Source organism: Janthinobacterium sp. SUN118, assembly GCF_030397695.1.
Lineage (GTDB): Bacteria > Pseudomonadota > Gammaproteobacteria > Burkholderiales > Burkholderiaceae_D > Janthinobacterium.
Window position 1 is genome coordinate 702119 of sequence record NZ_JAPUBV010000001.1, and the last position, 24183, is coordinate 726301.

At 50.4% G+C, this 24183-nt stretch carries 24 protein-coding genes; 15 read left to right on the forward strand and 9 right to left on the reverse strand.

Annotation, left to right across the window (positions count from 1 at the left end; translation table 11 throughout):
• Window positions 1-17: 17 nt before the first annotated feature.
• Genes O0880_RS03240 through O0880_RS03280 form a run of 9 tightly spaced genes read right to left on the reverse strand, consistent with a single transcriptional unit; the run spans window position 18 to window position 8636 of the window.
• Complete coding sequence (locus O0880_RS03240; protein ID WP_289885030.1) at window positions 18-578, reverse strand: sugar transferase; 561 nt, start codon at window positions 576-578, stop codon at window positions 18-20.
• A gap of 11 nt (window positions 579-589) precedes the next feature.
• Window positions 590-1525 (reverse strand): SDR family oxidoreductase, encoded by a 936-nt coding sequence (locus O0880_RS03245; protein ID WP_289885031.1) that lies wholly within the window; start codon window positions 1523-1525, stop codon window positions 590-592.
• A complete protein-coding gene (locus O0880_RS03250) occupies window positions 1518-2762 on the reverse strand; it encodes a glycosyltransferase family 4 protein (protein WP_289885032.1) in 1245 nt (414 codons plus the stop codon). Before O0880_RS03250 ends, O0880_RS03245 begins: the two co-directional genes overlap by 8 nt.
• Window positions 2763-2770: 8 nt before the next feature.
• On the reverse strand, window positions 2771-3904 hold the full coding sequence (wecB, locus tag O0880_RS03255; protein WP_289885033.1) for a UDP-N-acetylglucosamine 2-epimerase (non-hydrolyzing): 1134 nt from the start codon (window positions 3902-3904) through the stop codon (window positions 2771-2773).
• A 2-nt stretch (window positions 3905-3906) separates the two neighbouring features.
• Window positions 3907-5013 (reverse strand): NAD-dependent epimerase/dehydratase family protein, encoded by a 1107-nt coding sequence (locus tag O0880_RS03260; protein ID WP_289885035.1) that lies wholly within the window; start codon window positions 5011-5013, stop codon window positions 3907-3909.
• A 4-nt stretch (window positions 5014-5017) separates the two neighbouring features.
• On the reverse strand, window positions 5018-6052 hold the full coding sequence (locus O0880_RS03265; protein WP_289885036.1) for a polysaccharide biosynthesis protein: 1035 nt from the start codon (window positions 6050-6052) through the stop codon (window positions 5018-5020).
• A gap of 38 nt (window positions 6053-6090) precedes the next feature.
• Entirely contained in the window at window positions 6091-6873 is a 783-nt protein-coding gene (locus O0880_RS03270) for an AglZ/HisF2 family acetamidino modification protein (RefSeq protein ID WP_289885037.1), read from the reverse strand.
• Window positions 6874-7488, reverse strand: coding sequence for an imidazole glycerol phosphate synthase subunit HisH (hisH, locus tag O0880_RS03275; protein WP_289885038.1), 615 nt, complete (start codon window positions 7486-7488; stop codon window positions 6874-6876).
• Window positions 7485-8636, reverse strand: a complete 1152-nt coding sequence (locus tag O0880_RS03280; protein WP_329957608.1) for an N-acetyl sugar amidotransferase — start codon at window positions 8634-8636, stop codon at window positions 7485-7487. The genes hisH and O0880_RS03280 overlap by 4 nt, the downstream gene beginning before the upstream one ends.
• 1518 nt (window positions 8637-10154) lie before the next feature.
• Between O0880_RS03280 and O0880_RS03285 the strand changes: the two genes are divergently transcribed.
• From O0880_RS03285 to O0880_RS03355, 15 genes are all read left to right on the forward strand, one after another.
• Window positions 10155-10829 (forward strand): acylneuraminate cytidylyltransferase family protein, encoded by a 675-nt coding sequence (locus tag O0880_RS03285; protein WP_289885040.1) that lies wholly within the window; start codon window positions 10155-10157, stop codon window positions 10827-10829.
• Window positions 10826-11827 (forward strand): NAD-dependent 4,6-dehydratase LegB, encoded by a 1002-nt coding sequence (locus O0880_RS03290; RefSeq protein ID WP_289885041.1) that lies wholly within the window; start codon window positions 10826-10828, stop codon window positions 11825-11827. The genes O0880_RS03285 and O0880_RS03290 overlap by 4 nt, the downstream gene beginning before the upstream one ends.
• Complete coding sequence (locus O0880_RS03295) at window positions 11824-12996, forward strand: LegC family aminotransferase (RefSeq protein ID WP_289885042.1); 1173 nt, start codon at window positions 11824-11826, stop codon at window positions 12994-12996. The genes O0880_RS03290 and O0880_RS03295 overlap by 4 nt, the downstream gene beginning before the upstream one ends.
• A gap of 26 nt (window positions 12997-13022) precedes the next feature.
• Window positions 13023-13202 carry a hypothetical protein gene (locus O0880_RS03300; protein ID WP_289885043.1) on the forward strand — a complete coding sequence of 60 codons (180 nt, stop codon included), beginning with the start codon at window positions 13023-13025 and terminating at the stop codon, window positions 13200-13202.
• 6 nt (window positions 13203-13208) lie between these two features.
• Window positions 13209-14153: an ATP-grasp domain-containing protein gene (locus O0880_RS03305; protein WP_289885044.1), complete on the forward strand. Its 945-nt coding sequence runs from the start codon at window positions 13209-13211 to the stop codon at window positions 14151-14153.
• 8 nt (window positions 14154-14161) lie between these two features.
• Window positions 14162-14464 carry a hypothetical protein gene (locus O0880_RS03310; protein ID WP_289885046.1) on the forward strand — a complete coding sequence of 101 codons (303 nt, stop codon included), beginning with the start codon at window positions 14162-14164 and terminating at the stop codon, window positions 14462-14464.
• Complete coding sequence (neuB, locus tag O0880_RS03315) at window positions 14461-15480, forward strand: N-acetylneuraminate synthase (RefSeq protein ID WP_289885048.1); 1020 nt, start codon at window positions 14461-14463, stop codon at window positions 15478-15480. Before O0880_RS03310 ends, neuB begins: the two co-directional genes overlap by 4 nt.
• A 10-nt stretch (window positions 15481-15490) precedes the next feature.
• Window positions 15491-16600, forward strand: a complete 1110-nt coding sequence (gene neuC, locus O0880_RS03320) for a UDP-N-acetylglucosamine 2-epimerase (RefSeq protein WP_289885051.1) — start codon at window positions 15491-15493, stop codon at window positions 16598-16600.
• A 120-nt stretch (window positions 16601-16720) separates the two neighbouring features.
• Entirely contained in the window at window positions 16721-16843 is a 123-nt protein-coding gene (locus tag O0880_RS03325; protein ID WP_289885052.1) for a hypothetical protein, read from the forward strand.
• 5 nt (window positions 16844-16848) lie between these two features.
• The gene (locus tag O0880_RS03330; RefSeq protein ID WP_289885053.1) at window positions 16849-17262 is read left to right on the forward strand and encodes a UDP-N-acetylglucosamine 2-epimerase; all 414 of its coding nucleotides are present in this window, start codon (window positions 16849-16851) and stop codon (window positions 17260-17262) included.
• Window positions 17263-17293: 31 nt separating this feature from the next.
• Entirely contained in the window at window positions 17294-18337 is a 1044-nt protein-coding gene (locus O0880_RS03335; protein WP_289885054.1) for a nucleotidyltransferase family protein, read from the forward strand.
• Between the two features lie 281 nt (window positions 18338-18618).
• Window positions 18619-19956, forward strand: coding sequence for an oligosaccharide flippase family protein (locus O0880_RS03340; RefSeq protein ID WP_289885056.1), 1338 nt, complete (start codon window positions 18619-18621; stop codon window positions 19954-19956).
• A 102-nt stretch (window positions 19957-20058) separates the two neighbouring features.
• Window positions 20059-21321 (forward strand): O-antigen polymerase, encoded by a 1263-nt coding sequence (locus O0880_RS03345; protein WP_289885057.1) that lies wholly within the window; start codon window positions 20059-20061, stop codon window positions 21319-21321.
• Window positions 21322-21422: 101 nt separating this feature from the next.
• The gene (locus O0880_RS03350) at window positions 21423-22979 is read left to right on the forward strand and encodes a hypothetical protein (RefSeq protein WP_289885058.1); all 1557 of its coding nucleotides are present in this window, start codon (window positions 21423-21425) and stop codon (window positions 22977-22979) included.
• Window positions 22979-24151 (forward strand): glycosyltransferase, encoded by a 1173-nt coding sequence (locus O0880_RS03355; RefSeq protein WP_289885059.1) that lies wholly within the window; start codon window positions 22979-22981, stop codon window positions 24149-24151. The genes O0880_RS03350 and O0880_RS03355 overlap by 1 nt, the downstream gene beginning before the upstream one ends.
• Window positions 24152-24183 lie beyond the last annotated feature (32 nt).

A 24183-nucleotide genomic window follows, 5' to 3' on the forward strand; every position in this document is an offset into this window, starting at 1 on the left:
TAACAACAACCGCCATGCTAATGGGTCACCCCATCGCGGCGTACGACTTTCATGAATGTCAGTAAGATAATTTTCAAATCCAGCGCCAACGATTGACGTTGCATGTATTCCACGTCGAGCTTGACCTTTTCTGGAATCGGCAATTCGTCGCGGCCGTTAACCTGAGCCCATCCGGTCAGGCCGGGAAGGATGGCATCCACTCCGTTCTGGGTGCGCAGCGCGATCAGGTCGTCCTGGTTGAACAGTGCCGGGCGTGGGCCGACAAAACTCATATTACCGCACAGAATACTCCAAAGCTGCGGTAGTTCATCCAGGCTGGATTTGCGTAAAAAAGAGCCGCACGGTGTGAGGAAGCGCTTCGGATCGGCCAGCAAATGGGTCGCCACCGCAGGCGTGTCGGTACGCATGGTACGGAACTTCGGCATGCGGAAGATCTTGTTGTGGCGTCCCACCCGATCCGACCAGTAGATCGCCGGGCCTTTCGAAGTCAATTTGACGCACAGCGCCACCAGCACGATAGGGAGCAGCAAAATGAGGCTGGCCAGCAGGGCCAGCAGCAGGTCGAATAGTCGTTTCATGCTTATACTTGTTATTGTTTCAGAAAGTGTGCCACGGTTTTATTGATGGATTCCTGTATATCCAGCACCGGTTTCCAGCCTAGGGTGGCCTTGGTGTGGGCGATGTCCACTTGCAGCGAGCCGAGCAGCCGATCCGCCACCGCTTTCTTGCCCAGCAGCGCGGCGCAACGCTGGATCAGCCCGGCCGGCACCGGCATCAGCCATGTGCGCTTGCCCATGCCGCTGGCCAGCATGCGCAACAATTCACCGATGCTGACATCGTGATCGTCCGACACCATGAAGGTCTGGCCCGGCGCAGCGGGATGACGGCAGCACAGGATCAGCAGATCGACCAGATTGTCCAGCGCCACCATGCTGCGCTGGTTATGAATCGCCCCCAGCGGCAGTGGCAGTCCGATTTTGGCCAGTTGCATCAGACGCATGAAATTGGCGCGTACACCGGGCCCGTAGACCAGCGGCGGGCGGACAATCACCAACTCCAATCCGGTGGCCAGCGCCACTTCTTTCAGCGCCAGTTCGGCCTCCAGCTTCGATTGGCCATATGGGTCTTGCGGCGCGCCTGTGTCGAAGGCGGTAAACGGCCGGGTGCCTGTGGCCTCGCCATTGACTTTCACGCTGCTGACGAAGACGAACCGCTTCACGCCATGCTGGGCGGCCTGCCTGGCCAGATGCACGCTGGCAGCCACGTTGACGGCGCGGAAAGCGGCCAGCGGATCGTCCGATGTGTCGTTCATGACGTGCACCCGCGCCGCCAGGTGGATCACCGCATCGCAGCCAGCCAGGGCCTGCGACCAGTCGGTCGTGGCGCTCAGTTCGCCAACCGCCAATTGGGCTGGATTGCTTGCCTTGCGTACCGCGGCTGTGCAGGCAATGGAGCGCCGCTCCAGTTCGGCGCACAAGGCCGTACCGACAAAGCCGCTGGCCCCGGTAACGAGGATGTTAGACATGGCTGCTCACTTTATTCTTGGTTGACACGAGATCAGCAAAATGGCCTTCCAGCTTATCGATCAACAGTTTTTTCTCAAATTGTTCGGCATAGCAGCGCTGCGCCGCTGCGCCCATCGTGGCGCGTTGCTCTACGCTGGCGTCGGCCATGCGCGCCACGGCATCGGCCAGGCCGGCGGCATCGCCGGCGGCACAGGCATAACCGGCGCCCGACTCGCGAATCACTTCGGCGCCTTCGCCATCGAGCGCGCCGATCAGCGGCAGGCCCGATGAGAGGTAAGTCTGGACCTTGCCCGGAATCGTCATGGCAAAGATCTCGCTGGCCTTCAGCGTCACCAGCAAGGTGTCGGCATGGGCAAAAAACGATGGCATGCGCTCGAGTGCAAAGCGGCCCGGCATCAGCACCTGATCCTGCAAACCGCGCAGCGCGACCTGCGCCCTGACCCAGTCGGCCATGCGTCCGTCACCGACAATAATCCAGCGAATCTCGCGCCGTTCGCGCAAGCGCTCGGCAGCGTCCAGGATGGTGGGGAAATCTTGCGCATCGCCGATATTGCCGGCGAACAGGACATTAAATGCACCTTCTTTGGACGGCACCTCAAGAGCCGGGATCACCGTTTCTTCATGAAACAATTCTTCCGCCCAACTAGGGAAATAGCGGATTTTCTCGCGTTGCGGACAATATTTTTCTATCCCGCCGATAAACGATTTGGATTGCGCCAAAATCAAGTCGCAGTGGCGATAAATGAAGCGCACCATTACCCCGACCGCATTGAGCACCTTGCGCGATTTCACGACGCCAACGGCGCTTAGCGACTCCGGCCACAAGTCAAGCGCCCAGAACACGATCGGCGTCTTCTTGAACAACTTCAGCACCAGGGCCGGGATGCCGACAGTGATCGGCGATGGCTCGTACACGAAAATCACGTCATATTTCTTGCCGATCAGTTTGAGCGGACCGAGCAAGGAGCCGGATAAAACGAAACTCAGGTAATTGAGCGCCAGGCGCAAGGCCCCCTTGCCGCGCGGCGCCAGCGGTACCCGCACCACGCGGACGGCGCCAAATTGCGCGTATTTGGCGCGATGCTCGCTGAAATCCTGATAAATTTTTCCCTCAGGATAATTCGGCCAACCCGTCAAGACGGTGACTTCATGGCCGCGCTGCTGCAATTCCGTCGCCAGGTCATTGATGCGAAAGTTTTCCGGCCAAAAATACTGGCTAACGATTAATATCTTCACGCTGTCGCTTATCCCGCCTTGTGCCACACTTTGCGGTTCACGTAATCGGTATAGCTGTGCAGGATGCGTATCACTTTATCGGACACGTTCGGCGCGCTGTAGTCGGCCACCAGCTTCAGATCGCGCACCGCGCCGCGCTGCTGGCTGTCGAGGATCGCCAGGCCCTGCAGCACGCGCTCCACTTCCAGCCCGGTCATCATGACCGACGCTTCTTCCATTCCTTCCGGCCGCTCGTGCGCTTCGCGGATATTCAGGGCCGGGAAATTGAGGATGGACGATTCTTCCGTAATCGTGCCGCTGTCGGACAGCACGGCTTTCGAACTGGCTTGCAGCTTGACGTAATCCTTGAAGCCCAACGGTTTCAGCAGGCGCACCAGGGGATGGAAGGTGACCGCCTTGGCGTCGACCTTCTTTTGCGTGCGCGGATGGGTCGACATGATCACCGGCAACTGGTACCGCTCTGCCACGGCATTGAGCACCGCCACCAGCTTGGCGAAATTGACTTCGGAATCGATGTTTTCCTCGCGGTGCGCGCTGACCACGAAATACTGGCCTTCGCTCAGGCCCAGGCGTGCCACGGCGTCCGAAGCGTCGATGCCGTCTTTGTAGTTGTGCAGCACTTCATACATCGGGCTGCCGGTCTTGATGACGCGGTCCGGCGGCAAGCCTTCGCGCAGCAGGTATTCGCGCGCGATGCTGCTGTAGGTCAGGTTGATGTCGGCCGTGTGGTCGACGATCTTGCGGTTGGTTTCTTCCGGCACGCGCTGGTCGAAGCAACGGTTGCCCGCTTCCATATGGAAAATCGGAATCTTGCGGCGCTTGGCGGGAATCGCCGCCAGGCAGCTGTTGGTATCGCCCAGGATCAGCAGCGCGTCCGGCTGTACCTGCTCCAGCACGGCATCGACGGCGATGATGATCTTGCCGATGGTTTCGGCGGCATTCGCTCCGGCCGCGTTGAGAAAGTGGTCAGGCTTGCGCACTTCCAGGTCGTGGAAAAAAATCTCGTTGAGTTCGTAATCGTAATTCTGTCCGGTATGTACGAGCACATGCTCGCAATGCTGGTCCAGCTTGGCCAGCACGCGCGACAGACGAATAATTTCAGGCCGCGTGCCAACCACGGTCATGACTTTCAGTTTTTTCATTGTCAAACCTTGTAGGTAATCGTATCGGGATGCTGGCGGTCGAAAATCTCGTTAGCCCACAGCATGACGATCATTTCTTCGTCGCCGATATTGGTAATGTCGTGCGACCAGCCGGGAATGGTTTCCACCACTTCCGGCGACTTGGCGCTGGTGCAATGCTGATGCGTGGCACCGCTATCGATATGGCGGAAGCCGAAACGGGCTTCGCCCTTGATCACCAGGAATTTCTCGGTCTTCGTATGGTGATAATGGCCGCCACGGGTAATTCCCGGATGCGCCGTGAAAAAGGAAAACTGTCCGGCGTCATGCGTCTTCAGCACTTCCACAAACACGCCGCGCGGATCTTCATGCTTGACCAGCGGATAAGAAAACTGTTCGGGCGTGAAATAGGTGATGAAGGTCGAGTACAGCGCGCGCGTCAAGCCGCCGCCGACAGCCTCGGTAAGCAGGTTGGCGCGGCTGTCCTTGAAGGTTTGCAATTGCTGCGCCAGCGCGCCGACGCTGATGCGGTACACCGGCTGCACTTCCTGGTACTCGGCCGGCACGGGCGTTTGCTGCATCACGTCCAAAAACGCGGCGATGACGTCGTCGATATACACCAGCTCGATCTGCGCGGCCGGGTCGTTGATTTGCACCGGCAAACCTTGCGCGATATTGTGGCAAAAGGTCGCCACCGCCGAATTGTAATTCGGCCGGCACCATTTGCCGAACACATTCGGCAGGCGGTAGATATATACCGGCGCGCCGCTGGCCGCACTGAAGGCACGCAGCGCATCTTCGGCGCCGCGCTTGCTGCTGCCGTAGGCATTGTCGCGCTGCGCCTGGATAGACGAAGTGTAGATGACGGGTACCGCGCGACCGCTTGCCTGCAGTGCGTCGCACAGGGCCTGGGTCAGGTCGGTGTTGCCTTGGGCGAACTCCGCTTCCGTCTGCGGCCGGTTGATGCCCGCCAGGTGGAAGATGAAGTCGGCCTGCGCCGCCTTTTCGCCCAGCGCCTGCCAGGATTCACCCTTGACGAAGGTCAGCACTTCGATGCCGGCCCGTTCGCGCAAATGGACCATCAGGTTCCTGCCGATGAAGCCCTGGGCTCCGGTGACTAAGACTTTCATGCACTTAACCTTCCGCTACCGCTGCTTCGCCGCGCACGATGGCCTGGATGAAGTCGAGCTTCATCAGCAGCTTCTGCATGCCGTCCTGGTCCAGGCGTTCGGTATTGTGCGAGTTGTAATCTTCAAATGTGGAAATCTTCTGTTCGCCCTGCTCGACGAATTTTCCGTAATTCAAGTCGCGCAAATCGGGTGGCACGCGGAAATACTCGCCGAGGTCGGTAGCCGCCGCCATTTCCTCACGGCTCAGCAAGGTTTCATACAGTTTTTCGCCGTGCCGGGTACCGATGATATTGACTTCATGATCGGGCTTGTCGAGGATCGCCAGCAGCGCCTGCACCAGCACCTCGACCGTGGCGGCCGGCGCCTTTTGCACGAACATGTCGCCGTTGGTGCCGTGCTCGAAGGCGTACAGCACCAGATCGACCGCGTCTTCCAGCGTCATCATGAAGCGCGTCATGGCCGGATCGGTGATCGTGATCGGCTGGCCGGCCTTGACCTGTTCAACGAACAGCGGGATCACCGAACCGCGCGACGCCATCACATTGCCGTAGCGGGTGCCGCAAATGACGGTCTTGGCGTCATCCAGGTTGCGCGATTTGGCGACCATGACTTTTTCCATCATGGCCTTGGAAATTCCCATCGCATTGATCGGATAGGCGGCCTTGTCGGTGCTCAGGCAGACCACCCGGCGCACGCTGTTCTGAATGGCGGCTTCGAGCAGATTGTCGGTGCCCAGGATATTGGTTTTCACCGCTTCCATCGGGTGGAATTCGCAGGAGGGCACTTGCTTCAGCGCGGCCGCGTGGAAAATGTAATCCACGCCGCGGGTGGCGTTGAGCACGCTGTCGAAATCGCGCACGTCGCCGATGTAGAACTTCAGCTTGGGGCTGAGGTACTTCTTGCGCATGTCATCCTGCTTTTTCTCATCGCGGCTGAAAATGCGGATTTCACCGATGCCGGTGTCCAAAAAACGTTTTAACACGGCATTCCCGAAAGAACCCGTACCACCGGTAATCAGAAGAACCTTGCCTTCAAACATAATATCTCTTTTCCGTTAATCGCATTAACTTGTGATGTTTAAGACGCGCCCAGTGTGTTGCGCACCAGCTCGTCGCGTTGCTGCACAGTGGGATAATTGATCAGTACTGCCTTGTAAGCGCCCTTGAAGACGAACAGGCTGCCGGCAGAGGCGCCGACCACGCCGCAAGCGCGGATCAGTTGCGCGACGTCGTCGAGTGAACCGGCGCCGCCCAGGATGGTGATCGGCAGTTTCACGGCGGCGCGTATCTTTTCCGCCAGCGCCAGATCGTAACCTTTCATCTGGCCATCGTTTTCAATCGAATTGATAACGATCTCGCCCGCGCCCAGCGCCTCGGCCTTTTGCGCCACTTCCACCGCGTTCAGCTTGGTATTCTTGCGACCGTTGTGCAGGAATACATCGTATTCCTTGCTCAGCATGCGTTTCTTGACGTCCAGCACCACGACCACGCTCTGGCTGCCGATTTCATCGGCAATCTGGCGGATCAGTTCCGGATTTTCAATCGCCGCCGCACTGATGGCGATTTTTTCCACGCCCAGGCTGATGATGCGCTTGGCCTGCGCCACGGTGCGGATGCCGCCGCCGTAGCACAGCGGCATGCGGCACTCGGCGGCCAGGTCGGCGATTAATTTATAGTCCGGTTCGACGCCGTTGACGGTGGCATCGATGTCGAGCACGATCAGTTCGTCGCTTTCCTTTTCATTGAAAATCTTGACGGCATTGATCGGGTCGCCCACGTATTTCGGATTCTTGAACGACACCGTCTTGACCAGGCCTTCTTCATGCACCAGCAGACAGGGGATGATTCTCGGTCTCAGCATTTACAGCTCCGCAAAGTTTTTCAGAAGCAAGGCACCATAGTGGTGACTCTTCTCGGGATGGAATTGCACCCCGTAGACATTGCCGGAGCGAACCGCACAAGCGAAATTGAGGCCGTAAGTCGAACTCGCCATCACGCTCTCAGGCTGCGCGCACTCGAAAAAGTACGAATGCAGGAAATAAAAACGCGCGTCGTTTTCCAGGCCGGCGAACAACGCGTGCGGCACGACGGGGGCGACATCGTTCCAACCCATGTGCGGGGTCGGCAACTGGGCCGACAGCGCTTCGCCCTTGAAGGCGCGCACCTGGCCCGGCACCCAGCCCAGGCCCGGCAGCTTGCCTTCATCGCTGCCTTCGGCCAGGATTTGCATGCCGACGCAAATCCCGAGCACCGGCACCTGCTCGTCGCGCACCAGCGTTTCCAGGGTGCCGCGCATGCCTGAGGCGTCGAGCAATTCCATCGCATGGTCGAATGCGCCCACGCCCGGCAAGATGATTTTGCTGGCGCCTTCCAGTTCGGCCGCGGTTTTCACCGCCATCGCCGGAATATTCATGCGCTTGTACATATTCGAAAAAGCGCTGATATTGCCGAGGCCGTAATCGACAATCTTGATCATCGGATGATCGCCTTCTGGAAGCCGATCAGGCGCAATGCCTTGGTGATGAAGTTGAGCAGGGACATGCTGGACTTGTAATCCGAATAACTCTTGTTTTCGCCATGCATCAAGGCTTTCAATTCATCGATCGTCAGCCCCAGTTTGGTGGCAATGTATTCGAAATCCTGGGCCACGGTCGCCTCGTCGTAAGCCTTGATGGCGATCTTGTCGAGCGCTTCCTGGCGGCTCAGTTGACCGGTCAGTATCAAGCTGGAGAAGTGGGCGCGGCGCTTGTCGAAGCCAAATTTGGTCGGCAGCCAATAACCTTCATAAAATCGGGTAAAACGCGATTCATAGTGTTTGTGCGCATACTTTTGCCAGCCATAGGTGTCAACCAGCAATTGCATTGCCTCTTCCTTAATGAAAGGCACGCAATTGAGCGGCTTGACGACTTTGACACCCTTCACGAAGCGGTAGTAAATCTTGTACTTGAAAATATCGCACAGCGGAAAGGTTTTCAGCTTGCGCTTGCCGAAGCGGCTATGGATATCTTTCAACTGGGTCAGGTCGGACGCATGGTAGTGCCACTCCAGGGGCTCGCGCACGCATTCGGTGGAATAGTTGGCGCCCGTCAGGATGTACTTGACCCCGTTTTTGGCGGCGAAATTGTACAGCGACGCAAAAAAAGCGTGATCTTGCGGCGTGTCGATATGCGGCACCTGGGCCTTGAAGAAGGCCAGTTGCAAATCCTGCATTTCCTGCCAGTTCACGACTTCGGTATGCAAGTCGAAACCGAGGCCGTCCACCATTTTCTCGATATTGTTGACTGCCTGCTGCGAGTTCCAGCCGGCATCGACGTGGAACAGCAGCGGACGCAAGCCATGTTGTTTGGCCAGATAGGCCACGTAGGAACTGTCGACGCCACCGCTCAGGCCGATAATGCAATCGTGCGGCTTGCCAGCACCATCACGCTTGATGCGCTCGACGTCTGCCAGCAATTGCTGGTGGCCGCGCTCGTCCGGATGCCAGTTTGGAACGATATTAGCATGATAATTGTTGCAGTAATCACACCAACCTTTTTCATCGAAAGTAATGTTCGAATCCGAGGTGTCCATGATGCAATTACTGCAGATAGCATAGTCACGCTTGGTTTGCATTGATTGATCCATGAGAAATAATTGTCAAAATTGAAAATTGCAAAGATAATGTACGGTCTGATAAAATTTTAAGATTTCAGCAAAGCTAACTATTATACAGGAATACCTCCCCCTTCAAACGCGGGAGGCGCATTTTTTGAGGCAAAACACAGAGAATCTACCTTATTTTTAATAAATTAAAGGCATTATTACTCTCTGTTTCATTTGGCCTGTATTCTCGGATAATTTGAAAATATAATGGCGCACCACAACTCGCGGCGCCTGCGTCAAATTCCGGGGCGGGTGCCGACCGCGTGCATCCCCCTTGCTTCGGAGGGTAGGGTGCTCTTTGCCGGCGCCGGCAAGTCTTTTGAGGCGCGATGGCTGGCTGTCCGTTTTGCTTATCACTTAGATTATATCTGTTGTCTAAGCCTGTCAGCCATTCTTGCTGGTACTGTGTGGGCTGCGGCGTTTTTTTGCCGAGGCTGGCCGTGCCCGCGGTAGCTTGTCCGCTATGTGGTGAGCGCCAATCGGCTGCCGTCGCTTATGCTGGCGGAAAGTGCGTCATGTGGCGGCATCATGGGCCGCTCCCTGTCTGTTTCGAGCATGCTGCTGCAAGCCTGGGCAACTGTCTGCGCTGAGTTTGAAAGGGTAGGTGGGTGCGCGGATGCAAGCTTGCGGCGCCTTGCCCGCCTTTATGGTACGGTGGCTTTGAGTGCTTTGTGTCAGGGAAGTGTTACAAATAATTACATAATAGGTGTGGCGTATTGGCCTCAATTTTATCCTCGTGCATGCACCGGGTGTGCGAATATCTGCTGGTGCCATGGTTCGCTGCGAGTGGGTGTAGCGCCTGCGCCAAGCGATTCCTGGTATCGGGCAGATCGCGAGCGTCTGGACTCTGATCGGGACGGTCGGCGACATTAGGGTTTGGCCCGGTCGGCCGACTGGTCGCGTGGTGGCACGCTGCTCGGGCAGCAAGGAAGCAGCCGGCAAGGCGCAAGTTCGGGCGCAGGGGCGCCTCATCATGATCCTCGGATTGATGGCGAAGTGGCAGCTGAAAATGATCAGCAAGTGGCGAGGCATGAGCCCAATATTCGTCAGCACATAATTCGGTCGCCGCAATGAAGGTCGAGCCTGATATCGGCCACTGTGCCTGCTTTAAGCGAGCTGGCTGCGCGCCCGCTGACACGCTTGCCGCAATGGGCTTTCACGGTAGCGAGGTGCTAAAATGGCGCTGCTGCGCAGAGGCTCCGTGTTATACTGGCGCCAGTGTAATGGCAATAATGGTTTTTTATAAACGAGGGTTGGTATTTATTAAATCCCTGTTGCGTTAGAAGCAGCATTGATCTTGATTCTAAAAAAATGTTACATTAGCAATTCTGATGAATCTGATTTCAATAAAAATACTGCGCAACGTGTTTCTTTATTTTTGCGATTTATAAAAAAGTATTTAACATTGATGAAATTCATTCGAAATCCAGGCTGTTGCCTGCCTGATCTTGTGGTAGACCTTTTTGTGGCATTGCCGGGCGATCTTTCGGGAATGCACATATGAAAACGCTGGCGTTGATACCTGCGCGTGGCGGTTCAAAAGGAATTCCTCGCAAAAATATTAATATGATCGCCGGCAAACCCCTGATTGCCTGGACGATCGAGGCTGCGCTGGCGTCCACTCTGCTCGATGGCGTAGTGGTGAGCACGGACAATGCTGAAATCGCAGAAGTGGCGCTGCGCTACGGTGCCCAAGTGCCGTTCCTGCGTCCGGCCGAATTGGCCCGCGACGAGACTCCCGGCGTGGAGCCTGTGCTCCATGCGCTGCAGCAACTGCCGGACTATGATGCGGTGCTGCTGCTGCAGCCGACATCTCCCTTGCGCAGCAGTGCCGACATCGATGCCTGCCTTGCCTTGGCGCGCGAGCGGGAAGCCGTTTCGGTGGTGTCAGTCAGCGAACCCGATGCACACCCCGACTGGATGTACCGAATGACGGCAACGCAGCAACTGGAAAAGTTGTTGACTTCGCAATCGCACACCCGACGCCAGGATCTGCCGACTGTATTGACGCTGAACGGTGCTTTATACTTCGCCAATGCCGACTGGTTGCGGCGCAGCCGCACCCTGCTTGCCGATGAAACGCTGGCCTATGTCATGCCAGCGGACCGTTCGGTCGATATCGATACCCCCCTGGACTGGAAATTCGCCGAATTATTGTTGAACGAAAAAATATGAAAAAAAAGATTTTAATTACTGGCGCCGACGGTTTTATCGGCTCCCACCTGACTGAAGCTCTGGTACGCGCGGGCTATGACGTGCGTGCCTTTGTTTTATACAATTCATTCAATTCCTGGGGCTGGCTGGACCGCTGTTCGGCCGACGTCAAGGGCAAGTTTGAAGTGTTTGCCGGCGATGTGCGCGACCCGAACGGCGTGCGTACCGCGATGAAGGGATGCGATGCGGTATTGCATCTGGCTGCGCTGATTGCCATTCCATATTCCTACCATTCGCCCGATACTTATGTCGATACGAATATCAAGGGTACGCTGAACATCGTTCAGGCCGCGCGCGACCTGGGCATCGGCAAGGTGGTGCAAACCTCGACCAGTGAAGTGTATGGTACGGCGCGGTTTGTGCCGATCACCGAAGAGCACCCTTTGCAGGGCCAATCGCCATATTCTGCGAGCAAGATCGGCGCGGACCAGATCGCGATGTCCTTCCACGCCTCCTTTGGTACCCCGGTTACTTTGTTGCGTCCGTTTAATACCTATGGCCCGCGCCAGTCGGCTCGCGCGGTGATACCGACAATTATTACCCAGATCGCGGCAGGCATGCGCGAGATCAAACTTGGCGCGGTGCACCCGACGCGCGATTTCAGTTATGTCGCCGACACCGTTGCCGGTTTTATCGCCGCCATGGAGTCCGAGCGCGGCATAGGCGAAGTGATCAATTTGGGCAGCAATTTCGAGATTTCGATCGGCGACACCGCGCACGCGATCGCCGAGGCGATGGGCGTGGAAATTGCAGTTGTCACCGATGACCAGCGTCTGCGTCCGGAAAAGAGCGAGGTTGAGCGGTTGTGGGCGGCCAACGGCAAGGCGCGTGACTTGCTCGACTGGCAACCGCAATACGGCGGCCGCGACGGTTTCATCCGCGGTCTGCAAGAAACCGTTGCCTGGTTCAGCGATCCCGCCAATCTGGCCAGTTACAAAGCCGATATTTACAACGTATGAACGATACCTCTTCCCAACTCTCCTTGCCGCTGCAAGTGGTCGCCGCCGTCCGCTCGGTAGTCGGCGAAGGACCTGCAGCCCTGCACGAACCGCGTTTCCGTGGCAATGAGTGGAATTACCTGAAAGAATGCCTGGATTCCACTTTCGTCTCGTCGGTAGGTAAATTCGTTGACCGCTTTGAGCATCAGTTGGCCGAATTCACCGGCGCCGCGCGGGCCGTGGCCGTGGTCAACGGCACCGCTGCCTTGCATGTCGCGCTGCGCATGGCCGGCGTCGAGCCGGGCGATGAAGTGTTATTGCCGGCCTTGACCTTCATCGCCACCGCGAATGCCGTCAGCTACTGCGGGGCGACGCCGCATTTTGTCGATAGCGAAGAAACGTCTCTGGGCATGGATGCGCAAGCCTTGCGCGAATATTTGAATGGCAGCACCGAAATGCGCGGTGGCCATTGCATCAACCGTCAGACCGGCCGCGTCATCCGCGCCATGGTGCCGATGCATACCTTTGGCCACCCGGTCGATATCGACGCCTTGCTCGGCGTGGCCCATGATTTTCATCTGCAAGTGATCGAAGACGCGGCCGAATCGCTGGGCAGCACTATCGGCGGACGCCACACCGGCACTTTTGGCGTGATGGGGACGCTCAGCTTCAACGGCAATAAAACCATTACCACTGGCGGCGGCGGGGCGATTCTCACCAACGACCCGGAATTGGGTGCCCGCCTCAAGCACATCACCACCACGGCAAAGATCCCGCACCGCTGGAATTTCCTGCATGATGAAATTGGCTACAATTATCGTTTGCCCAACATTAATGCCGCACTCGGTTGCGCCCAACTTGAACAATTGCCTGGTTTCCTTTTGAGCAAACGGCAATTGTTTGACCGTTACGCGGCTGCGTTCGCAGGTGTGGAGGGCATGCATATGGTGGCGGAACCGGCCGGCCGGCACAGCAATTATTGGTTGCAGACCCTGGCGCTCGACGAAGCGCATGCCGGCTATCGCGACGAAATTCTCGGCGCCACCAATGATGCCGGCTTAATGACGCGTCCGGTATGGCATTTGATGCATCGTCTGCAACCTTACAGCAGCGCGCCGTGCGCGCCGGTGCCCGTGGCAGAATCGCTCGAACGTCGCCTGCTCAATTTACCGAGCAGTGCAGGCCTGTAAATATTTCCACTGTATGCTGGCCTGGAGTGAATTTTTCTTTTGATGGAAATCAAATAGTTACTTCAGGCGGAGGCGGTGCTTTAGTGGCAAATGATATTAAGCTTGGTAAAAGAGCTAAATATGCACCTTGTCAGAAGGAAGAACAGATTAATGCATTGTTCTTAGAAGAGCGAATTGCAAAAATACCAAGCAATATTACTGAATAACTTGTCATGCAAAAAAAAGATATAAATATACTTTTCCTCGGAGGCGCCAAACGCGTTTCTCTTGCCGAAAAATTTATTGATGAAGGTAAGGAAAGAGGTCTAAATGTAAATATCTTTTCATACGAGTTAGATATTAATGTTCCAATCTCATTGGTTGGAGAGATTATTATCGGACTACGATGGAGTGATAAGAACTTATACGATCATTTGCTTGAAACTATTAAAGCAAAAAAGATTGATATCGTACTGCCTTTTTTGGATTACGCTACTATCGTATCAGCCAGGCTGAAAAAGCTCGTGGATGATAAAGACGTTTTCATACCGGTTTCGGACGAAGGTATATGTGAAGTTTTTTTCAACAAGCGCCTTGCTAATGAGTGGTGCATAGAAAACAGTATAAATATACCTTCTGATATTAATAATTACCCATTGATAGCAAAGCCGATACACGGGTCTGCATCCAAAGGTATTTTAATACTTGAATCACCTGCAGATTTTGATAACCTGACAAATAAAGAAAATTATCTGGTTCAGAAATTTGTTAAAGGTAAAGAATACAGTGTAGATGTTTATGTCTCTGTCCAGGATAAGGAAATAGTTTCAATTGTTCCAAGGATACGATTGGAAACTCAGGGCGGCGAATCTATAAAATCTATCACGCTTAAAGATGAAAGATTGATAAATTTCAGCAGAGAAATTATTGAGAAAACAAAATTAGTTGGCCCTCTTACGCTTCAGTTGATTGAAGATTCGGCAACTAAAGAACTTTACTTTATGGAAATTAATCCAAGGTTTGGTGGTGCTGTACTAAATTCAATTTTTGCCGGTGCAAATTCCCCAAAATATCTTTTAAATGATTTCTATAAAATAAAGAATTCATATGATGAAAATTGGATTGATAGTTTCTTAATGATGCGACGTTTTTCAGAAAATTATAAAATATGCAAATAATAATAGACATGGATGGTACAATTTGTACCGAAGAAAAAACATATAGCAGATCAATGGCTAAGCCATTGGATAATGCAGTTGAATCTGTAAATGGTTTATATGACGAAGGACACACAATAATAATTTATTCTGCGCGTACCTGGATGGAATATGAGATGACTGTGGACTGGTTATCAAGGTATGGCTTTAAATACCATCAGCTGATGTTAGGAAAACCGATTGGAGATGTGTGGATCGATGATCGTGCTATTACCTGTAATGGATGGGATAATGTCAATAAAATTCTAGACGAAAAAAGAAAGAAAAAATGAATAAAGTTCTAATCATTGCTGAGGCAGGTGTAAACCATAATGCGGATATTAATATTGCAAAAAAATTAATTGACGTTGCCAAGGAGGCTGGTGCTGATATTGTTAAATTTCAAACAGCAGTGCCGGAGCTCGTAATGACTGAGCAGGCGGAAAAAGCGGTTTATCAAATTGATAATACCGGTATAGCTTCTGAAAGCCAGCTGGATATGGCTAAAAAAATTCATCTTCCTCTTGAAGCTTATAAAGAATTACTGGATTATTCAAACAGCGTGGGGATAAAATTTTTATCAACACCTTTCGATCATGTTTCAATTGATTATTTGTATAATCTTGGTCTTGACATATTTAAAATACCTTCGGGAGAAATTACTAACCTTCCATATCTTCAGACAATAGGAAGAATGAAGACGAATGTAATTTTATCTACAGGAATGTCAACGCTTGACGAGATAGGTGAAGCGCTAAAAGTTTTGATTGCTGAAGGAACTTTAAAAGAAAACATCACCGTTTTACATTGCAACACCGACTATCCTACTAAGATGACAGATGTTAATCTTAAAGCGATGATAACTATCGGTGAAGTGTTTGGGGTAAAAATTGGATATTCTGACCATACCCTTGGTATTGAAGTGCCGGTTGCCGCTGTGGCAATAGGGGCGACTGTGATTGAAAAACACTTTACTTTAGACCGTTCAATGGATGGTCCTGACCATTTGGCATCTCTGGAACCTGATGAATTGAAAGAAATGGTTAATTCTATCAGAAACATTGAAAAGGCTATGGGGTCAGCTGAAAAGTTGCCTACTGAATCTGAAACGAAGAATATAGTTATTGCTAGAAGAAGCATTCATATAGTGGATGGCTTAACCAAAGGGCATGTCATAACTGAGAAAGATTTGATTATGAAAAGGCCGGGAGATGGAATTTCGCCTATGCATATTCAAAATGTTTTAAATAAAAAATTAAATAAAGATGTAACGAAAGATCATAAGCTTTCGATTGACGATTTGGTTTAAATTGAAATCCATGATTAAAATAGCCCTACTTACAAGTTCGCGAGCAGATTACAGTATATATTATCCTTTGATTAAAGAAATTCATAAACAGAAAATCTTTGAATTGGATATTATAGCTTTTGGCAATCATAATTCCTTGATTTATGGTAATTCTGTTGGCAGGATTGAAGAGGATGGTTTTAGGGTCAAATACAAAATTGACGCCTTGGTTCTTGGTGAATCTCCAGAGTCAATTTCTGATTCTATGGGCTTGACGATGATGAAATTTTCATCAATCTGGAGTCTGGAAAACTACAAATTAATCATTTGCTTGGGAGACCGTTATGAAATGTTTGCAGCAGTAGCTTCTGCTGTGCCATTTAACATTCCGGTTGCACATATTTCGGGTGGGGAAATAACTTTAGGGGCTATTGATAACATCTTTAGGAATAGCCTGACGCTAATGTCTAAACTCCATTTTGCATCAACAGAGCAGTATAAAGACCAAGTCGTTAAGATTGTCGGAGATGAGCATAAAGACGCGGTCTTTAACGTAGGTGCATTAAGTATAGATAATCTGAAGAATGTTGATTTTCTTTCTGTCGAAGAGTTCAAGAAAAAATTCAATATCGATCTGACCAAAAAGAGCATTCTGATCACTTTTCATCCAGAAACTGTTTCATTTGAGAAGAACGAAACCTATACAGATGAACTTATCGCTGCTCTAACGCAACTGAAAGCTTATCAGCTGATCATTACCATGCCTAATACTGATACCATGGGTAATATGATCCGCCTGAAACTGAAGGATTTTATAAGTTCTAATGTCAATGCAATAGGAATTGAATCCTTTGGCACTTTAGGATACCTGACCTGCATGAAACACTGTGAATTTATGTTGGGAAACACTTCAAGCGGTTTTGTTGAAGCATCATTTTTCCCGAAATTTGTTATAAATCTTGGTGATAGGCAAAAGGGAAGGATTGAAACACCTAACATCTATACAACGCCGGTTACCAAAGAAGATATACTTAATACGGTGAAGAAAATTGAAGCAGCACCATTGCCGGAAAATTGTAATATTTATGGTGACGGCAATACCGCATCCAGAATAGTAAATGCTATTAAAAAGATGTTTTAGTGTTTTAGGCGCCGATACCGTGATTGGCTCCGGCTCGGCGGTCTTGCGGGATTGCACAGCCAGTTCGGTTTACATCAGCGTTCTGGCCAAATAATTAAACAAAGATCGTTGAAGAAATACATGAAAACCCTTATCATCGCAGAAGCTGGCGTGAATCATCATGACGACCTTGAACTGGCCAAACAATTCATCCTGCCACGCTTGAGAGCGCATCGTCGCCTCAGCAAATGCAAGAGCTATTGAACGCCTTGGACGACCTGACTGATTGCCGTTTGATTTTCGCGATGCCGAACGCGGATACGGGGAGTTTCCTTTTGTCCTCGATGGTTGATGGCGTAGTGGAAAATTCCTCAAACGGGATTGCCGAAGCGCCAAGCATGGGCATCGGCACGATCAATATCGGCGACCGTCAGCGCGGCCGTTTAATGGCGGACAGTGTGATTGATTGCGAGCCCGATGCCGTATCGATAAGCACGGCTCTGCAGCGTCCGTACTCTACAGAATTCCAGTCCGGGCTGGCAACCATGACCAATCTGCATGGTAATGGTGGCACCAGCCAAAAGATTGTTCAAGTGCTCGGTGAATATCCGCTGGAGCATATTTTGAAAAAATCTTTCTACGATCTTGCCGATATCAGTCCGCGCGTCGAGACGAGCCGGTAAGAATCCGGCACTTTTAATCCGACTATATATTATGCACACTGATACCTGGCGTAAAACCTTATTGCCGACTACGGCAACCGTACAACAAGCGATCACCCGTCTGGAAGAGTCGGGGATGCAGATCGTGCTGATCGTTACTGATGATGAACGATTGCTCGGCACGCTGACCGATGGCGATATCCGACGCGGTTTGCTGCGTGGCTTGACGTTGGCCAGCCCCGTCGACAGCATTATTCAGCGCAATCCGATGGTGGTGCCGCCTGGATGGAACCGCGATATGGTTCTGCAATTGATGAAATTTAATAAATTGCATCAAGTACCCGTAGTCGACGAGCAAAACCGGGTAGTTGGCGTTCATTTGCTCGACAGCTTGCTGGTGCCAGGCAAACGTCCGAATTTGATGGTGATCATGGCTGGCGGACGCGGCACGCGATTGCTGCCGCATACCGAAAACTGCCCCAAGCCCATGCTGCCAGTTGGCGGCAAGCCGATGCTGGAGCATATTATCGAACGCGCCAAAGCAGACGGGTTTGAGCGGTTTGTGCTGGCGGTCCATTATCTCGGGCACATGATCGAGGATTATTTCGGCAATGGTGAACGGTTGCAGGTACAAATTGACTACTTGCGTGAAGAAAAGCCGCTGGGCACAGCCGGCGCGCTGGGTTTGCTGCAGGCATCACCGGAAGAGCCTTTCCTGATCTCCAACGGCGATGTTCTGACCGATATCCGTTATGGCGAATTGCTGGACTTCCACTGTCGGCACCGGGCTGCCGCGACCATGGCGGTTCAATTGCATGAATGGCAACATCCATTTGGTGTGGTGAAAACCAATGGCGTGGATATTATTGGCATTGAAGAAAAGCCGATTACTCGTAGCCATATCAACGCCGGTATTTACGTACTCGAACCTATGGCGTTACAAGTGATACCGAAAGGCGAGCATTGTGATATGCCGACTCTGTTTGCGCGTTTACAGGAACAAGCCGAACGCACCATTGTTTATCCGATGCACGAGCCCTGGCTTGATGTAGGACGTCCGAGCGACCTTGAAAAAGCAAGGGAAGAGCATTCCTGACCGATGATTGTGAACGGCGTTCACTCAAAAATTCTCTGGCATTTTGATGGCAGCTAACTCCGCAAGGTATCCGGTGCGGCTGCCAGCGCTATTTTTTTACATTTGTGCTTGCCGGTACATCGATGTGAATGTTGTTGAATTAAGATTTCAAGCTGGGCATTACTGTGGCCTGAAGCGAACCGGAATTGAAAACCGTCTTCTGCTAAAAAATCGGAATACAGATTGAAAACAGGATTCAGCCGATTTACACCCCGGTCCGCTTTGAAGCCGGACTGATCAACTTGAGTTGCGAAGAAATGCCTGGTTTTATAACAAAAATATTACGCCATAGTTTTCTTAGGTCCACACTGATCTATACACTCGGTGACACGCTCAGCAAGGCGGTTCCTTTTCTCCTGTTGCCCATTGTAGCGAAATACCTGACACCCTCGGATTTTGGCACACTGACAAACTTCAGCGTTGCAGTACAAGTGTTTACGGCAATTTGCGGCATGAATACCTATACCGCACTGACAATTAATTATCATGGATTGAAAGACGGCGTGGCTGGCTATCTTTCAAATCTGATTTATTTAATTCTGTTTTTAGGCGTCGCTTGTTTGCTGATGGTAGGCCTGTTTTCCTTTCCTATCAGCGAATATCTGGGAATCACCTTGCTGTGGCAGGTGCTTGCCATCATTACAGCCGTGTCGACTTGTATTTATACTCTGTACACATCGCTGTTGCGGATCCAGGAGCGGGTATATACCTTTAATGTCGCACAAGTATTGCAATCCCTGCTGACGGGAGGGCTGGCAATACTATTTGTCGTTTTCCTGCAATGGAACTGGCAAGGTCGGGCACTCAGCATGATCGTTTCGGGTGTGGTCGTCACACTGTTGATAATGTGGCATCTGAAAAAGAGTTCTTATATATTTTCCAGTATTGATATGAAAGAGGTTCGCAGCGCATTCTCTTTCGGTTTGCCGCTGCTGCCGCATACCCTATCTTTCTGGTTTAAATCCGGCATCGACAAGATAATAATAACCAATTATATAAGTATCGCAGCAAACGGTATTTACGCTTTGGCGCTGACTTTTTCCGCCGTGATCGGCGTGTTTACCGGAGCATTTTTCAATGCCTATGCCCCGCATTTATACAAGGATTTACTTTCCATTGAGCAATCTGAGCCGAGTGAAAAAAATAGATTAAAGCGAAAATTGGTACGCATTACCTATCTATTTTCTGCTGCTTTGAGTTTGGTAGCACTCAGTGGCTATTTTTTGCTAAAGCTATTAATACCATTGTTTTTCCCCGCTGCATATCAGGAATCGATGGTGTTTTTGCCGATGACGATGGCTACCTTATTTTTTGACGGTATGTATTCCATCATGTCGGGCTATATTTTTTATAAAAGAAAAACCAAGCTGCTGGGAATTATCACTTTTTCGTCTTCCGTACTGCAGATGGCGCTGACCTTTCTTCTAGTACAGCATATCGGCATCATGGGGGCGGCATATTCAAGCTTGCTTGTTTCTGTTCTGACATTTATCGCAGTTTTCATATTTGCCAATAAGCTTTATGATTTGCCGTGGGGCTTGAAGCATGCTGAAAAATTACAACCACTACCGCCCAAATAGGCTGTTGCCTGTATGTAGTCTCGGACCGGCTTCGCCACCCCTAGTCCGTCCGCAAGCGGCTGCCGAAGCGCAGAAATCTGCCTGACACCCTTTAGGTTATTTATGTTATTTTTATGTTACCTGGTTTTTATTTATTTTGCCTTCACTTTCAGGCGTAAGGCTTCTCCGGCTGTTTTCCTGTTCTTCATTTATATATCTTCCTTGATCGGTGCGGTTGCGATTGGCTATGATTACAAGATTGATACTGAAGAAAAGATCTGGAATTTTATTTTCTTGGCGTTGATTTTGGCATTTTTTATCCTGCCATGGAATTGCTTGCCTTATAGTGTAAAAATCATGATGCCGGATCGTCAACGCCTGAGGACGCTGACTTTAGTATTGCTGTCTATTAATATTATTATTTTCATCGTATTCTCGATCAGTATTTTTTACAGTTTTTCATCCATTGTGGATTATTCCGCATTCAAAAATGGCGGAGAGAGCGGCGATTTCATAAAAGCCTTGCCGATCAATAATACCTTATATTTGCTAGCACTGTATCTGCATCCGACTGCCTACTTTTTAATGCCACTTCATTTTTACTATCTAATGACTGGCAATAAGAAGATGTCTTATCTCTGCCTGTTGTTTTCGTTGAATGTGGTATTGCACGGATTAACCATATTCAGTCGTTCAGGGTTTATCATTTTTGTTTTTCTGTACGGCGCTTACCTTCCATTTTTTTACAATAAATGTAGCCGAAAAACAAAAAATACAATCAAGCTTTCGCTTGGATTCCTGGCGGCAAGTGCCTTCACTGTTTTCTTTTTTGTGACGGCAAACCGTTTTGAAAACGAAATTGGTTATAACGACATTCTCGATTCGAATGTCTATATCACTAATCCAATTATATTCAGCTTGTTCGATTATGGATGTCAATGGTATAGAAACGGCAGTATTGTCATTAATTCCTATCAATTTGAATCTTTAAACGGACAGTTGTCGTTTCCTTTTCCTATTTTGATTGCGGATAAGCTTGGATTGGCCAATTATCCGATAGGTGAAATTGAGACGCGGCTGTATGTTTTTTGGGGGGCATATTACGATAGATTTAATGGCATCACTGCAAATCTATTGTTCGATTTCGGATATATAGGAACATTTATATTTGCGGCGATTTATTCTTCTTTTGTTCTTTGGCTGCGGCCAGGGAAAAATGGCTTGCCGCTTGCGAAATTGATGGCAGTTGCGGCATTGTTTTTGCTGCCGGCAATGGGAATATTTAATTATGAAATGAAGACTGTATATTACAATCTTCTAATTGTTTATACATTTTTGATTTGTGGCTATTTGAATGGATTTGGGCACAAAAAAATACTTAAATAGGAAGTTTTGCAGGCATGAAAAAATGTTTCATTCCTTGATTTTTATGCCTTTAGGCAGTCATAACTTCAAGACTGCACCAGAGAAATAACCAGATAATAACCATGAATATTCTTATTTACAGCCCCTATCCCCTGGATAACAACAGCATGCCGGTTTTGCTGGATGAAGCCATGGAATATCTTCAAGATCCTTCGAATCAAGTTCTTTTTGTGACGTGTAGCGGTGAAATCAAGCCCTGCGATTCGAATGCCGAGCAATCTGCTATCCGCTGCGCGGAGTGCATGTTTTCTGCGAATTTGCTGGTTGGTAAAATTGATCACCCGAATTTCAAGCACAAGAAACTGTCTTCATTTCTCAGTGCGGAAGCTGTACGGAGGGTGGATGCGCTGCGCTTCGATTACGACTCGATTGCCGAGGTGAAAACCATCTGTCATCAAGAGGCCAATATCGGCCTGGGCGTGGTGTCTTCCTATGTGTCGATGACGCGTAATCTGGAACCTGAATTTAATCAGGCAAACAGCATGTTTTTTGACGACGCGTTGCGCGCCTCGGCCCGTCTGGTCGAAGCCACCATTGGCATGCTTGAGGATTTCTCACCCGACCAGGTTTGCATTTTTAATGGACGCTTCAGCGGAATCAGGCCGGTGATGGAAGTTAGCCAGGCTCGGGGCATCAGCACGGTGGTCTTGGAATGCACGTTCGCTTCTGATCGGGAGAAGCAGCATAAGGTAAAATTTTTCGATGCCTTGCCTCATGATATTGATAATGGAACGAAAATTATCGAAAACAACTGGAGCGAGTGGAACGAAAAAGAAGACAAGAATACTGTGGCAAAGAGCTTTTTTGAGCGCCGGCGCAAGGCCGAGATGGCATCCGACACGGTGTATACCGCGGCGCAAAAAGAGAATGAGCTGCCTGAAAATTGGGATCCGGATAAGCGAAATTTCGTCATTTTCAATTCTTCGGAAGATGAGTTTTTCTGCGTTGGCGAATCGTTTGACAAATATAAATTATTCGAGAATCAGATCGAGGGCATTCGCTACCTGCTAGCCAAGGCAGCGCAGGATCCATCGATTCATTTTTATCTGCGCATTCATCCAAATTTGCAGCATATCAAGTTTCATTATCATACCGGCCTGGCTTCTATATTTTCCGAGTTCGATAACATTACCGTTATCCTCGCCAGTTCTTCTGTTTCTACATATGCCTTGATCGACAGCTGTGAAAAAGTCTTCGTATTCGGTTCCACCGCCGGGGTGGAAGCCGCTTACTGGGGCAAGCCGGTCGTGCTGCTAGGGGGATCTTTTTATATCCACCTGGATGTGGCGCATTACCCGCGCACCTTGAGCGAACTGGATTCGGCGCTCTTTGCGACCTTGTCGCCTGGCTTGCGGCAGGGAGCGTTGAAATATGCGCTCTATATTTTTGGAAAGCGCGGCATTCCTCCGAAATATGTGGATTTCAACTTTAAGATGCTGCACTTTGGAGGAAAAACCCTGTCAGTTCCCCGCTGCTATTCCTACCGGGGTTCGCTGTTGCCCTATGTTGCCGTTCTCGTTTTTTTCCGGACGCTCAACCTTGCCCAGCATTTGATTTTCAAAAAAATCACTTTCCCCAAGTTTTTGGTTGAAAAAAAATACAGCAAGCAGGATTTTTAATGTTGCAATTGCATACTGAAAAAGATGCTGGAACAATGAATAAATACATTTTCTTTACCAATATACCTACACCCTATCGTACGGCGTTATATAACGAACTTTACGAGCAAGGATTGAATTTTGAGGTGTTTTACATGCGACGCATAGAAGGCGATCGAAGCTGGCAAGTCGATCTATCTTTGCTGAAGCATCCGTATTATATCGATAATGGCTATTATAAAATGATGGGACGTTATCATCTCCATATCAACCCACGCCTGCTGTATAAATTATTCAAAGAAAAAAATACTGAAGTAATTATAGGCGGAAGCTGGAACGATATCGATGTACTGGCGCTGGCATTTTTCAAGCGCCTGGGTCTTTTCAAGCAGCAACTGCATTTCTGGTCCGAAGCGAACTATCTGACCACCGGCGCCTCGAACGATAATATACTCAAACGCTTTCTGCGAAAATTTGTCTACCAGTCGTCGACCGGTGCACAAATCAGTTCCGGGAAAATGACTGAATTGACATTTGAAAAATGGCAGATAAAAGTGCATGCCTATCTTCCTTTGCCCAATACTATCGAAGAAGACAAATTTCACATTACCGCCGCGGAAGTCGCAGCGCGGCAAGAAAATCCGCTCCCGGTATTCTTGCTGCCGGTCCGGTTGACGGAGACCGTCAAGGGTATTGTCAATTTCTTTTCAGCGCTGGGCGATGAAAATATTCGGCGAGGCCGGTTTTTACTTGCCGGAGATGGACCGGATAAGGCCATGATCGAACAGTTTGTCGCCTCCCGCGGCCTCGGTGCGCATATTTCCCTGCTCGGACATTGCAGTACCGAAAAGCTGGCCTCGCTGTACCAGAGTGCCAATGTATTCGTGTTGCCTTCTTTTTCCGATGCTAGTCCGCTGACCCTGGTGGAGGCTTTGTGCATGAAGCTTCCCTTGCTCGTGTCTAATCGATGCGGCAATCATTTCGAGGGAGTCGAGGAGGGTAGCAACGGTTATTTATTTGATCCATACGAGCATGCTTCGATTAAACTGGCCTTCGAAGAGATGATGGCGCGCCAGCAAGACTGGAGTGCCATGGGTGAAATCAGCAGCCAACGCTATTGGCGTATTTTTTCTAAAAAGACCGCCATCAGGAATTTTAAAGAAAAATTGCAAGAATTTTCTGCTCGGGCATAAGTGACAGGATTCCCTGCTTTTTCCTTTCGCGG